11 protein-coding genes are annotated in these 12,454 nt (G+C 69.6%); all 11 read right to left on the bottom strand.

The genetic code is table 11. The features are described from left to right. Position 1: 1 nt before the first annotated feature. The 11 genes from nuoL to CEB94_RS23690 are packed head-to-tail and all read right to left on the bottom strand — an operon-like array spanning position 2 to position 12,444. Positions 2-1,966 carry an NADH-quinone oxidoreductase subunit L gene (gene nuoL, locus CEB94_RS23740; protein ID WP_175434138.1) on the bottom strand — a complete coding sequence of 655 codons (1,965 nt, stop codon included), beginning with the start codon at positions 1,964-1,966 and terminating at the stop codon, positions 2-4. A 15-nt stretch (positions 1,967-1,981) separates the two neighbouring features. Next, positions 1,982-2,281 (bottom strand): NADH-quinone oxidoreductase subunit NuoK, encoded by a 300-nt coding sequence (gene nuoK, locus CEB94_RS23735; RefSeq protein WP_175434137.1) that lies wholly within the window; start codon positions 2,279-2,281, stop codon positions 1,982-1,984. Next, on the bottom strand, positions 2,278-3,120 hold the full coding sequence (locus tag CEB94_RS23730; protein ID WP_175434136.1) for an NADH-quinone oxidoreductase subunit J: 843 nt from the start codon (positions 3,118-3,120) through the stop codon (positions 2,278-2,280). Before CEB94_RS23730 ends, nuoK begins: the two co-directional genes overlap by 4 nt. Then, positions 3,117-3,758, bottom strand: coding sequence for an NADH-quinone oxidoreductase subunit NuoI (nuoI, locus tag CEB94_RS23725; protein ID WP_175434135.1), 642 nt, complete (start codon positions 3,756-3,758; stop codon positions 3,117-3,119). The genes CEB94_RS23730 and nuoI overlap by 4 nt, the downstream gene beginning before the upstream one ends. Further along, on the bottom strand, positions 3,751-5,127 hold the full coding sequence (nuoH, locus tag CEB94_RS23720; protein ID WP_175434134.1) for an NADH-quinone oxidoreductase subunit NuoH: 1,377 nt from the start codon (positions 5,125-5,127) through the stop codon (positions 3,751-3,753). The genes nuoI and nuoH overlap by 8 nt, the downstream gene beginning before the upstream one ends. Next, positions 5,124-7,628 (bottom strand): NADH-quinone oxidoreductase subunit G, encoded by a 2,505-nt coding sequence (locus CEB94_RS23715; protein ID WP_175434133.1) that lies wholly within the window; start codon positions 7,626-7,628, stop codon positions 5,124-5,126. The genes nuoH and CEB94_RS23715 overlap by 4 nt, the downstream gene beginning before the upstream one ends. Then, the gene (gene nuoF, locus CEB94_RS23710) at positions 7,625-8,971 is read right to left on the bottom strand and encodes an NADH-quinone oxidoreductase subunit NuoF (protein WP_381102711.1); all 1,347 of its coding nucleotides are present in this window, start codon (positions 8,969-8,971) and stop codon (positions 7,625-7,627) included. Before nuoF ends, CEB94_RS23715 begins: the two co-directional genes overlap by 4 nt. After that, on the bottom strand, positions 8,971-9,831 hold the full coding sequence (gene nuoE, locus CEB94_RS23705) for an NADH-quinone oxidoreductase subunit NuoE (protein ID WP_175434131.1): 861 nt from the start codon (positions 9,829-9,831) through the stop codon (positions 8,971-8,973). The genes nuoF and nuoE overlap by 1 nt, the downstream gene beginning before the upstream one ends. Beyond that, complete coding sequence (locus CEB94_RS23700; protein WP_175434130.1) at positions 9,828-11,150, bottom strand: NADH-quinone oxidoreductase subunit D; 1,323 nt, start codon at positions 11,148-11,150, stop codon at positions 9,828-9,830. Before CEB94_RS23700 ends, nuoE begins: the two co-directional genes overlap by 4 nt. Further along, positions 11,147-11,893, bottom strand: coding sequence for an NADH-quinone oxidoreductase subunit C (locus CEB94_RS23695; RefSeq protein ID WP_175434129.1), 747 nt, complete (start codon positions 11,891-11,893; stop codon positions 11,147-11,149). Before CEB94_RS23695 ends, CEB94_RS23700 begins: the two co-directional genes overlap by 4 nt. Beyond that, on the bottom strand, positions 11,890-12,444 hold the full coding sequence (locus tag CEB94_RS23690; protein WP_031141109.1) for a NuoB/complex I 20 kDa subunit family protein: 555 nt from the start codon (positions 12,442-12,444) through the stop codon (positions 11,890-11,892). The genes CEB94_RS23695 and CEB94_RS23690 overlap by 4 nt, the downstream gene beginning before the upstream one ends. Between the last annotated feature and the right edge of the window lie 10 nt (positions 12,445-12,454).

The following is a 12,454-nucleotide window of genomic DNA, read 5'->3' as shown; positions in this document are numbered from 1 at the left end:
ATCAGACCGCCCTCATCAGCAGGGTCGCGGCGACGATGACCGCCGCACCCCCGAACATCGAGACCGCGTAGGAGCGGGCGAAGCCGTTCTGCAGCCTGCGCATCCGCCCGGAGAGGCCGCCGACCGAGGCCGCCGTGCCGTTGACGACGCCGTCGACCAGGGTGTGGTCGACGTAGACCAGGGACCGCGTCAGGTGCTCGCCGCCGCGGACGAGGACGACGTGGTTGAAGTCGTCCTGGAGCAGGTCGCGCCGGGCGGCCCGGGTGAGCAGCGAGCCGCGCGGGGCGACGGCCGGGACCGGACGGCGGCCGTACTGGGCCCAGGCGAGGGCGACGCCGATGATCATGCACGCGACGGTCGCGCCGGTGACCACACCCGCGCTGATCGGCGGGTTGCCGTGACTGTGCCCGGTGATCGGCTCCAGCCAGTGCATGAACCGGTCGCCGATGCTGAAGAACGCGCCGCCGGCCACCGACCCGACAGCCAACACGATCATCGGGATCGTCATGACCTTGGGCGACTCGTGCGGATGCGGCGGGGTGTACTCGCCGCGTGTCTCGGCGGCGGGCTCCACGTCCGGCCGGTCCGGGGACGGCGTCGGTGCGTTGCGCCAGCGCTCCTCGCCGAAGAACGTCATCAGCATCACGCGCGTCATGTAGTACGCCGTGATGGCCGCGCCGAGCAGGGCGCAGGCGCCGAGGATCCAGCCTTCGGTGCCGCCCTTGGCGAACGCCGCCTCGATGATCTTGTCCTTGGAGAAGAAGCCGGACAGGCCCGGGAAGCCGATGATGGCCAGGTAGCCGAGGCCGAAGGTGACGAAGGTGACCGGCATGTACTTGCGCAGTCCGCCGTAGCGGCGCATGTCGACCTCGTCGTTCATGCCGTGCATGACCGAGCCGGCGCCGAGGAACAGGCCGGCCTTGAAGAAGCCGTGCGTCACCAGGTGCATGATCGCGAAGACGTAGCCGATGGGGCCGAGGCCGGCGGCGAGGATCATGTAGCCGATCTGCGACATGGTCGAGCCGGCCAGCGCCTTCTTGATGTCGTCCTTCGCGCAACCGACGATCGCACCGAACAGGAGCGTGACCGCGCCGACGATGGTGACGACCAGCTGCGCGTCCGGGGCGCCGTTGAAGACGGCCGCGGAGCGGACGATCAGGTAGACGCCCGCGGTCACCATGGTCGCGGCGTGGATGAGGGCCGAGACCGGGGTCGGGCCCTCCATGGCGTCCCCGAGCCAGGACTGCAGCGGCACCTGGGCGGACTTGCCGCAGGCGGCGAGCAGCAGCATCAGGGCGATCGCGGTCAGCTTGTCCTCACCGGCGGCACCGGCGAGCCCCGCCTCCCCGTGGCTGCCGAGCACCGGGCCGAAGGCGAAGGTGCCGAACCACAGGAACATCAGCATGATCGCGATGGACAGGCCCATGTCGCCGACGCGGTTGACCAGGAAGGCCTTCTTCGCGGCCGTGGCGGCGCTGGGCTTGTGCTGCCAGAAGCCGATCAACAGGTAGGAGGCGAGACCGACGCCCTCCCAGCCGACGTACAGCAGCAGGTAGTTGTCGGCGAGGACGAGGATCAGCATCGCCGCGAGGAACAGGTTCAGATAGCCGAAGAAGCGGCGGCGCCGCTCGTCGTGCTCCATGTACCCGATCGAGTACAGGTGGATCAGCGATCCGACGCCCGTGATCAGCAGCACGAACGTCATGGACAACTGGTCGAGCTGGAAGGCGACGTCCGCCTGGAAGCCCTCGACCGGGACCCAGCTGAACAGGTGCTGGCCCATGACGCGGTGTTCGGCGTCCTGGCCGAGCATGTCGGTGAACAGCACCAGGCCGAGCACGAAGGAGACGGCCGCGAGCAGGGTGCCGATCCAGTGGCCGACGGCGTCCAGCCGCCGCCCGCCGCACAGCAGGACCGCCGCTCCGAGCAGGGGCGCCGCCACCAGCAGCGCAATGAGGTTCTCCACGATTCTTCCGACCCCTTACAGCTTCATCAGGCTGGCGTCGTCGACCGAGGCCGAGTGGCGGGCACGGAACAGGGACACGATGATCGCGAGCCCGACGACGACCTCGGCGGCGGCGACGACCATCGTGAAGAAGGCGATGACCTGGCCGTCGAGGTTGCCGTGCATCCGGGAGAAGGCGACGAACGCGAGGTTGCAGGCGTTGAGCATGAGCTCGATGCACATGAACACGACGATCGCGTTGCGCCTGATCAGCACGCCGCTGGCGCCGATCGTGAACAACAGGGCCGCGAGATAGAGGTAGTTGACGGGGTTCACTTCGGCGCCTCCTCGGACCGCTGGAACTTCGCCGGCCCGACCGCCCGGCGCTCCAGCCTCTCCTCGGACCGCTGCTCCAGGGCCTTGAGGTCGTTGATCGCCTCCTGCGAGACGTCACGGATCTGGCCGCGCTCGCGCAGGGTCTTGCTGACGGTGAGGTCGGACGGTGTGCCGTCGGGCAGCAGGCCCGCGATGTCGACCGCGTTGTGCCGGGCGTACACACCGGGCGCCGGCAGGGGCGGCAGCTGCTTGCCCTCGCGGACGCGCTCCTCGGAGAGCTCCCGCTGCGTCTTGGCGCGCTCGGTGCGCTCGCGGTGGGTGAGCACCATGGCGCCGACGGCGGCCGTGATGAGCAGGGCGCCGGTGATCTCGAACGCGAAGACGTACTTGGTGAAGAGGAGAGCGGCCAGGCCCTCCACGTTGCCCCCGGCGTTCGCCTGACCGATGCCGTTGAAATCCTTCAGGGACGCGTTGCCGATCCCGGCGATCAGCAGAACGCCGAAGCCGAGTCCGCACAGCAGGGCCAGCCAGCGCTGGCCCTTGATGGTCTCCTTCAGGGAGTCCGCCGCGGTGACGCCGACGAGCATCACCACGAACAGGAACAGCATCATGATCGCGCCGGTGTAGACGACGATCTGCACGACGCCCAGGAAGTAGGCGCCGTTGGCGAGGTAGAACACCGCCAGGACGATCATGGTGCCGGCGAGGCAGAGGGCGCTGTGCACGGCCCTCTTCATGAGGATGGTGCCCAGGGCGCCGATCACCGCGACGGTGCCGAGGATCCAGAACTGGACGGCCTCTCCGGTGGAGGTGGAGTAGGCGGCGAGCTGGGTGGTCATCGGCCGGTCACCTTCCCCGACGCCGGTTCCGTCCCGCCGAAGGTCGAGTCGGCCTCCTGCACGACCTCGCCCTCGGAGTGGGCGACCTGCTGCTCGGTGCCGGGCGCCGCCTCCGTCACCAGGCCCCGGTAGTAGTCCTGTTCGTCCGTCCCGGGGTAGATGGCATGGGGCGAGTCGACCATGCCCTCCTCGAGACCGGCGAGCAGCTGCTCCTTGGTGTAGATGAGGTTGGCACGGCTGGAGTCGGCCAGCTCGAACTCGTTGGTCATCGTGAGCGCGCGGGTGGGGCAGGCCTCGATGCACAGGCCGCACAGGATGCAGCGGGCGTAGTTGATCTGGTAGACGCGGCCGTACCGCTCGCCCGGCGAGTAGCGCTCCTCGTCGGTGTTGTCCGCGCCCTCCACGTAGATCGCGTCGGCGGGGCAGGCCCAGGCGCACAGTTCGCAGCCGACGCACTTCTCCAGGCCGTCGGGATGGCGGTTGAGCTGGTGCCGTCCGTGGAAGCGCGGGGCCGTGGTCTTCTGCTGCTCCGGGTACTGCTCGGTCAGCCGCTTCTTGAACATGGCCTTGAAGGTCACGCCGAAGCCGGCCACGGGGTTCTGGAAACCGGGCTTGGTGTCCTTGGGTTCCTCAGTCATCGGACGCCTCCTTTCCATCCGTAGTTCCGCCCAGAGATCCGTCACTCTGAGTATCGGGCCCGCCACTGACAATCAGCTCCCGCTCACGGTGCGAGCGGCGGCGCGGGACCGGTGGGAGTTCCTGTCCGGGCAGGGGCGGTACGGGGAATCCGCCCGCCATCGGGTCGAAGGCGGCCGGGGTCTCGGCCGGTTGTTCGGCCTTCTTGGCCTTCTCGCGGAACACGTCGGCGACGAAGGAGAGCAGGAGCAGGGCGAGGACGCCGCCGCCCACGTAGAGGGCGATGTCGGCGAAGTCGTAGCCCTCGTTCCTGAAGGCCCTCACGCTCGCGACGAGCATCAGCCACACCAGCGAGACCGGGATGAGGACCTTCCAGCCGAGCTTCATCAGCTGGTCGTAGCGGACACGCGGGAGGGTGCCGCGGATCCAGATGAACATGAACAGCAGCAGCTGGACCTTGACCGTGAACCACAGCAGTGGCCACCAGCCGTGGTTGGCGCCCTCCCAGAAGGTGCTGATCGGCCAGGGGGCCCGCCAGCCGCCGAGGAACAGCGTGGTGGCGACGGCCGAGACGGTCACCATGTTGACGTACTCGGCGAGCATGAACATCGCGAACTTGATCGACGAGTACTCGGTGTTGAAGCCGCCGACCAGGTCGCCCTCGGACTCCGGCATGTCGAAGGGGGCGCGGTTGGTCTCACCGACCATCGTCACGATGTAGATGATGAAGGAGACCGGCAGCAGCACGATGTACCAGCGGTCGGCCTGCTGCTCGACGATCGTCGACGTCGACATCGACCCCGAGTAGAGGAACACGGAGGCGAAGGCGGCGCCCATCGCGATCTCGTAGGAGATCATCTGCGCGCAGGAGCGCAGGCCCCCCAGCAGCGGGTACGTCGAGCCGGAGCTCCAGCCCGCCAGCACGATGCCGTAGATGCCGACCGAGGCGACCGCGAGGATGTAGAGCATCGCGATCGGCAGGTCGGTGAGCTGCATCGTGGTGCGCTGGCCGAAGATCGAGATCTCGTTGCCGGCCGGGCCGAAGGGGATCACCGCGATCGCCATGAAGGCCGGGATCGCCGCGATGACCGGCGCGAGGACGTACACCGCCTTGTCCGCGCGCTTGACGATCACGTCCTCCTTCAGCATCAGCTTGATGCCGTCGGCGAGCGACTGGAGCATGCCCCAGGGACCGTGCCGGTTCGGGCCGATGCGCAGCTGCATCCAGGCGACGACCTTGCGCTCCATGACGATGGAGACCAGCACGGTCACCATCAGGAAGGCGAAGCAGAACACCGCCTTGATGGCGACCAGCCACCAGGGGTCGGTGCCGAACATCGAGAGGTCTTCTGCGGCGAGGTACGGGCTCATGCCTCCACCTCCTTGGGGGCCTCGCCGGCGAGTGTCGCCGGGCCGATGCGGACGAGGGAGCCGGGCCGCGCCCCGGTGTCGGAGGCGACGCCGCCGCCGGTGGAGTTCAGCGGGAGCCACACCACCCGGTCGGGCATGTCGCTGATCTGGATCGGGAGTTCCACGACCCCCTGGGGGCCGGTGACCGCGAGCAGGTCGCCGTCCTTGACGCCCGCCTCGGCGGCCGTCGCGGACGACACCCGCGCGCGGGCGGCGTGCCGGGTGCCGGCGAGTGCCTCGTCGCCCTGCTGGAGGAGGCCCTGGTCGAGCAGCAGCCGGTGCCCGGCGAGTACGGCTTCCCCGGCGGCCGGCCGCGGCAGCGCGGCCGCGGTCTCCAGGGGTTCCGTGGCCCGCGGGCCGTCCCAGGTGCCGAGCCGGTCGATCTCGCCGCGTACGGTGCGCAGATCCGGCAGTCCGAGGTGGACGTCCATGGCGTCGGCCAGCATCTGCAGCACGCGCGCGTCGGTCGGCGCGGAGCGGCGGGTCATCTGGTCGGGCTTGAGCGCGGCCTCGAAGAAGCGGATCCGGCCTTCCCAGTTGAGGAAGGTGCCGGCCTTCTCGGCGACCGCGGCGACGGGCAGGACGACATCGGCCTTGCGGCTGACCTCGCTCGGCCGCAGTTCCAGCGAGACCAGGAAGCCCACCTCGTCGAGCGCCGCACGCGCGCGTGCCGGGTCGGACAGGTCGGCGATCTCCACGCCCGCCACCAGCAGGGCCTGGAGTTCCCCGGTCGCGGCGGCCTCCACGATCTGGCCGGTGTCACGGCCGTAGCGGTGCGGGAGATCCGCCACGCCCCAGACGCCGGCGACCTCGTCACGCGCGCGCGGATCGGTGGCCGGGCGCCCGCCCGGCAGCAGCGACGGCAGCGCGCCCACCTCGATCGCGCCGCGTTCCCCGGCCCGGCGCGGCATCCACACCAGCCGGGCGCCGGTGGCGGAGGAGGTACGCGCGGCGGCGGTGAGCCCGCCGGCCACGGCGGCCAGCCGCTCTCCGACGACGATCACCGCGCCCTCGGTGCGCAGCGCCTCGGCGGCGAGCGCACCGTCGTCCTCCAGGCCGGCGCCGTTCGCGAGCGCGTCCAGCCACTCGGTCTCGGTGCCGGGAGCGGCCGGCAGCAGCGTGCCGCCGGCCTTCTCCAGACCCCGGGTGGCGTGTGTGGCGAGCGAGAAGGTCCGCTGCCCGTGCTTGCGCCAAGCCTTACGCAGTCGCAGGAAGACGCCGGGTGCCTCCTCCTCCGCCTCGAACCCGACCAGCAGGACGGCCGGTGCCTTCTCCAGCGCGGTGTAGGTGACGCCCGTGCCGTCGAGGTCCCGGCCGCGTCCGGCGATCCGGGCGGCGAGGAAGTCGGCCTCCTCTCCGCTGTGCACGCGCGCGCGGAAGTCGATGTCGTTGGTGTCGAGCGCCACGCGCGCGAACTTGCTGTAGGCGTAGGCGTCCTCGATGGTGAGGCGGCCGCCGGTCAGGACTCCGGTGCGGCCCCGGGAGGCCAGCAGGCCCTGGGCGGCGATCTGCAGCGCCTCCGGCCAGGAGGCCGGTTCCAGCTCGCCCTCGGCGTTGCGCACCAGCGGCGTCTGAAGCCGGTCGCGCTGCTGCGCGTACCGGAACCCGAACCGCCCCTTGTCGCAGATCCACTCCTCGTTGACCTCGGGGTCCTCGGCCGCGAGACGCCGCATGACCTTGCCGCGCCGGTGGTCGGTGCGCGTGGCGCAGCCGCCGGAGCAGTGCTCGCACACCGACGGTGAGGAGACCAGGTCGAAGGGGCGGGAGCGGAATCGGTACGCCGCCGAGGTCAGCGCGCCGACCGGGCAGATCTGGATGGTGTTGCCGGAGAAGTACGACTCGAACGGGTCGCCCTCGCCGGTGCCGACCTGCTGGAGCGCGCCCCGCTCGATCAGCTCGATCATCGGGTCGCCCGCGACCTGGTTGGAGAACCGGGTGCAGCGGGCGCACAGCACGCACCGCTCGCGGTCGAGCAGCACCTGCGTGGAGATCGGGACGGGCTTCTCGTAGGTCCGCTTGCGGCCCTCGAAGCGGGAGTCGGCGTCGCCGTGCGACATGGCCTGGTTCTGCAGCGGGCACTCGCCGCCCTTGTCGCAGACCGGGCAGTCCAGCGGGTGGTTGATGAGCAGGAGCTCCATCACACCCTTCTGGGCCTTCTCCGCGACCGGGGAGGTGAGATGGGTCTTGACCACCATGCCGTCGGTGCAGGTGATGGTGCAGGACGCCATGGGCTTGCGCTGGCCCTCGACCTCGACGATGCACTGGCGGCAGGCGCCGGCCGGGTCGAGCAGGGGGTGGTCGCAGAACCGGGGGATCTCGATGCCGAGCTGCTCGGCGGCCCGGATGACCAGGGTGCCCTTGGGCACGCTGATCTCCGCGCCGTCGATCGTCAGCGACACGAGGTCCTCCGGCGGGACCGCCGCCTCTCCCCCGCCGGAGGGAGAGCTGGTGGTCACGGTCATGCGTTCACCTCCGTGCGGTCGGCCCAAGCCGTCGACTTGGCCGGGTCGAAGGGACAGCCCCGGCCCGTGATGTGCTGCTCGTACTCCTCGCGGAAGTACTTGAGCGAGGAAAAGATCGGCGAGGCGGCGCCGTCGCCGAGGGCGCAGAAGGACTTGCCGTTGATGTTGTCGGCGATGTCGTTCAGCTTGTCGAGGTCGGACATCTGTCCCTTGCCGGCCTCGATGTCGCGCAGCAACTGCACGAGCCAGTAGGTGCCTTCGCGGCAGGGTGTGCACTTGCCGCAGGACTCGTGGGCGTAGAACTCGGTCCAGCGGGTGACGGCACGGACCACACAGGTCGTCTCGTCGAAGCACTGGAGAGCCTTTGTGCCGAGCATGGAACCCGCGGCGCCCACTCCTTCGTAATCAAGAGGGACGTCGAGATGCTCGTCGGTGAACATCGGGGTCGAGGAGCCGCCCGGCGTCCAGAACTTGAGGCGGTGCCCGGGGCGCATCCCGCCGCTCATGTCGAGGAGCTGGCGGAGCGTGATCCCGAGCGGCGCCTCGTACTGGCCGGGGCCGGCGACGTGACCGCTGAGGGAGTAGAGCGTGAAGCCGGGCGACTTCTCACTGCCCATCGACCGGAACCACTCCTTGCCCCGCTGCAGGATCGCGGGAACCGAGGCGATCGATTCGACGTTGTTCACCACAGTCGGGCACGCGTAGAGGCCCGCGACGGCAGGGAAGGGGGGACGAAGCCGCGGCTGGCCCCGGCGGCCTTCGAGCGAGTCCAGCAGTGCGGTCTCCTCACCGCAGATGTACGCGCCCGCGCCCGCGTGCACGGTGATGTCGAGGTCGAGTCCGCTGTCCAGGATGTTCTCGCCGAGGAAGCCGGCCTCGTACGCCTCGCGCACGGCCGAGTGCAACCGCCGCAGCACCGGGACGACTTCACCACGCAGATAGATGAAGGCATGCGAAGACCTGATGGCGTAGCACGCGATGATCATGCCCTCGATGAGGCTGTGCGGGTTCGCGAAGAGGAGCGGGATGTCCTTGCACGTCCCGGGCTCCGACTCGTCGGCGTTGACAACCAGATAGTGCGGCTTTCCGTCTCCCTGGGGAATGAACTGCCACTTCATCCCCGTCGGGAACCCGGCGCCGCCGCGCCCGCGCAGACCGGAGTCCTTGACGTACGCGATCAGGTCGTCCGGCGACATGGCGAGCGCCTTGCGCAGCCCTTCGTACCCGTCGTGCCGTCGGTAGACGTCCAGCGTCCAGGACCTGTCCTCGTCCCAGAAGGCCGACAGCACCGGTGCGAGCAGCTTCTCGGGGCTCGTGTCTTTCAGCTCGGGTGCCAAGGTCATCACTCCCCCTCCTCGGCGGTGGGCCCGGCCGGGTGGGCCGGGTCGGAGGCCGATGTGTCCTGCGGCGCGTCGTGCGAGCTCAGGTGCTCCGTCGGTGACGGCTCGTGCGGTGCCCCGGTCCGGGCCGCCTCACCGCGCGGGTGCACCACGCGCGCGGGGGAGGTCTCCCCCTTGGCGAGCTTCAGGCCGACCAGGGAGGCGGGTCCCGCGCTTCCCCCGGACTCCACGACCCCGTCCCGCTCGTCGGGGAACCCGGCCAGGACCCGGGCGGTCTCCTTGAAGGTGCACATGCGAGCCCCGCGGGTGGGCGTGACCGGCCGTCCCGCGCGCAGGTCGTCGACGAGGCTCTTGGCGCTGGCCGGGGTCTGGTTGTCGAAGAACTCCCAGTTGACCATCACGACCGGCGCGAAGTCGCAGGCCGCGTTGCACTCGATGTGCTCCAGGGTGACCTTGCCGTCGCCGGTGGTCTCGCCGTTGCCGACGCCGAGGTGCTCCTGGAGCTCCTCGAAGATCGCGTCGCCGCCCATCACGGCGCACAGGGTGTTGGTGCACACCCCCACCTGGTAGTCACCGCTCGGCCGGCGGCGGTACATGGTGTAGAAGGTGGCGACCGCGGTGACCTCGGCCGTGGTCAGGCCGAGCACGTCCGCGCAGAACCGCATGCCGGTGCGGGTCACGTGCCCTTCTTCGGCCTGCACGAGGTGCAGCAGCGGCAGGAGGGCGGACCGGGAGTCCGGGTAGCGGGCGATGATCTCGCGCGCGTCCGTCTCCAGACGGGCCCGGACGTCGTCCGGGTAGGCGGGTGCGGGCAGTTCGGGCATGCCCAGGCTGACGCCCCGCTCGGAAGACGATGTGGTCACCGGTCGACGCCTCCCATCACGGGGTCGATGGACGCGACGGCGACGATGACGTCGGCGACCTGGCCGCCCTCGCACATCGCCGCCATGGCCTGCAGGTTGGTGAAGGACGGGTCGCGGAAGTGGACCCGGTAGGGGCGGGTGCCGCCGTCGGACACGACGTGCACCCCGAGCTCGCCCTTGGGCGACTCGACCGCCGCGTACGTCTGTCCCGGCGGGACGCGGAAGCCCTCGGTGACCAGCTTGAAGTGGTGGATCAGGGCCTCCATGGACGTGCCCATGATCTTCTTGATGTGGTCGAGGGAGTTGCCGAGTCCGTCGGGGCCCAGGGCGAGCTGGGCCGGCCAGGCGATCTTCTTGTCGGCGACCATGACCGGGCCGGGCTGGAGCCGGTCCAGGCACTGCTCGACGATCCGGAGGGACTGGCGCATCTCCTCCAGCCGGATCAGGAAGCGGCCGTAGGAGTCGCAGGTGTCGGCGGTCGGGATCTCGAAGTCGTACGTCTCGTAGCCGCAGTACGGCTGGGACTTGCGCAGGTCGTGCGGCAGGCCGGTGGAGCGCAGGACCGGGCCCGTCGCGCCGAGGGCCATGCAGCCGGCCAGGTCGAGGTAGCCGACGTCCTGCATACGGGCCTTGAAGATGGGGTTCCCGGTGGCGAGCTTGTCGTACTCCGGGAGGTTCTTCTTCATCTTCTTCACGAACTCGCGGATCTGGTCCACCGCGCCGGGCGGCAGGTCCTGGGCGAGTCCGCCGGGGCGGATGTACGCGTGGTTCATCCGCAGGCCGGTGATCAGCTCGTAGATATCGAGAATGAGTTCACGATCACGGAATCCGTAGATCATGATCGTGGTGGCGCCGAGCTCCATGCCGCCGGTGGCGATGCACACCAGGTGCGAGGAGAGCCGGTTCAGCTCCATCAGGAGCACGCGGATGATCGAGGCGCGGTCCGGGATCTGGTCCTCGATGCCGAGGAGCTTCTCGACGCCGAGGCAGTACGCCGTCTCGTTGAAGAACGGCGTCAGGTAGTCCATGCGCGTCACGAACGTGGTGCCCTGCGTCCACGGCCGGTACTCGAGGTTCTTCTCGATGCCGGTGTGCAGATAACCGATTCCGCAGCGGGCCTCGGTGACGGTCTCGCCCTCGATCTCCAGGATCAGGCGGAGCACGCCGTGCGTGGAGGGGTGCTGCGGGCCCATGTTGACGACGATGCGCTCGTCGTCGGCCCGGGCCGCGGACTGGACGACCTCGTCCCAGTCGCCGCCGGTGACGGTGTAGACGGTGCCCTCGGTGGTCTCGCGAGGGGAGGCGTGCGAAGTGCTCATGAGTACGACCTCCGCTGGTCCGGAGCCGGGATCTGGGCGCCCTTGTACTCGACGGGGATGCCGCCGAGGGGGTAGTCCTTGCGCTGCGGAAAGCCCTGCCAGTCGTCCGGCATCATGATCCGCGTCAGGGCCGGGTGGCCGTCGAAGACGATTCCGAAGAAGTCGTACGTCTCGCGCTCGTGCCAGTCGTTCGTCGGATAGACCGAGAACAGCGACGGGATGTGCGGGTCGCTGTCGGGGGCGCTGACCTCCAGGCGGATCACCCGGTTGTGGGTGATCGAGCGCAGGTGGTAGACGGCGTGCAGCTCGCGGCCCTTGTCGTTCGGGTAGTGCACACCGCTGACGCCGGTGCACAGCTCGAAGCGCAGTGCCGGGTCGTCGCGCAGTGTGCGGGCGACGCGGACCAGGTGCTCGCGTTCGATGTGGAAGGTCAGCTCGTCGCGGTCGACGACCGTCCTCTCGATGGCGTTGCCGGGGACCAGGCCCTGCTCCTCCAGCGCGCCCTCCAGCTCGTCGGCGACCTCGTCGAACCAGCCGCCGTAGGGGCGGGTCGCCGGTCCTGGGAGCCGGACCGATCGGACCAGGCCGCCGTAGCCGGTGGTGTCGCCGCCGTTCCCGGCGCCGAACATGCCGCGCTGGACGCGGATCTCCTCGCCGCCCTGGCCGCGCTGCCCGGGGAGGTTGGACGCGCTGAGGTCCTTCTCCGGGTTCGCACCGCCGGTGTTGCCGTTCGCGTCGCTCACCGCAGCAGCCCCTTCATCTCGATGGTGGGCAGCGCCTTGAGCGCCGCTTCCTCCGCCTCGCGGGCCGCCTCCTCGGCGTTCACGCCGAGCTTGGAGCTCTGGATCTTCTGGTGGAGCTTGAGGATCGCGTCCAGCAGCATCTCCGGCCGGGGCGGGCAGCCGGGGAGGTAGATGTCGACCGGCACGATGTGGTCGACGCCCTGGACGATGGCGTAGTTGTTGAACATGCCGCCGGAGGAGGCGCAGACCCCCATGGAGATCACCCACTTGGGGTTCGGCATCTGGTCGTAGACCTGCCGCAGCACCGGCGCCATCTTCTGGCTGACCCGGCCGGCGACGATCATCAGGTCCGCCTGGCGCGGCGAGCCCCGGAAGACCTCCATGCCGAAGCGCGCCAGGTCGTAGCGCCCGGCGCCGGTGGTCATCATCTCGATGGCGCAGCAGGCGAGGCCGAACGTGGCCGGGAAGACCGACGACTTGCGCACCCAGCCCGCGGCCTGCTCGACGGTGGTCAGCAGGAAGCCGCTCGGCAGCTTTTCTTCGAGTCCCATGACTTGTGGC

Source organism: Streptomyces hawaiiensis (assembly GCF_004803895.1).
GTDB lineage: Bacteria > Actinomycetota > Actinomycetes > Streptomycetales > Streptomycetaceae > Streptomyces > Streptomyces hawaiiensis.
Note: the sequence above shows the minus strand (reverse complement) of the source record. Positions and strands in the feature narration are given on the sequence as shown.

Excerpts from the sequence above, each read along its gene's own strand:
- CEB94_RS23730 (WP_175434136.1), bottom strand. The coding sequence starts at position 3,120 with ATGACCACCCAGCTCGCCGCCTACTCCACCTCCACCGGAGAGGCCGTC.
- nuoI (WP_175434135.1), bottom strand. The coding sequence starts at position 3,758 with ATGACTGAGGAACCCAAGGACACCAAGCCCGGTTTCCAGAACCCCGTG.
- nuoH (WP_175434134.1), bottom strand. The coding sequence starts at position 5,127 with ATGAGCCCGTACCTCGCCGCAGAAGACCTCTCGATGTTCGGCACCGAC.
- CEB94_RS23715 (WP_175434133.1), bottom strand. The coding sequence starts at position 7,628 with ATGACCGTGACCACCAGCTCTCCCTCCGGCGGGGGAGAGGCGGCGGTC.
- nuoF (WP_381102711.1), bottom strand. The coding sequence starts at position 8,971 with ATGACCTTGGCACCCGAGCTGAAAGACACGAGCCCCGAGAAGCTGCTC.
- CEB94_RS23700 (WP_175434130.1), bottom strand. The coding sequence starts at position 11,150 with ATGAGCACTTCGCACGCCTCCCCTCGCGAGACCACCGAGGGCACCGTC.
- CEB94_RS23690 (WP_031141109.1), bottom strand. The coding sequence starts at position 12,444 with ATGGGACTCGAAGAAAAGCTGCCGAGCGGCTTCCTGCTGACCACCGTC.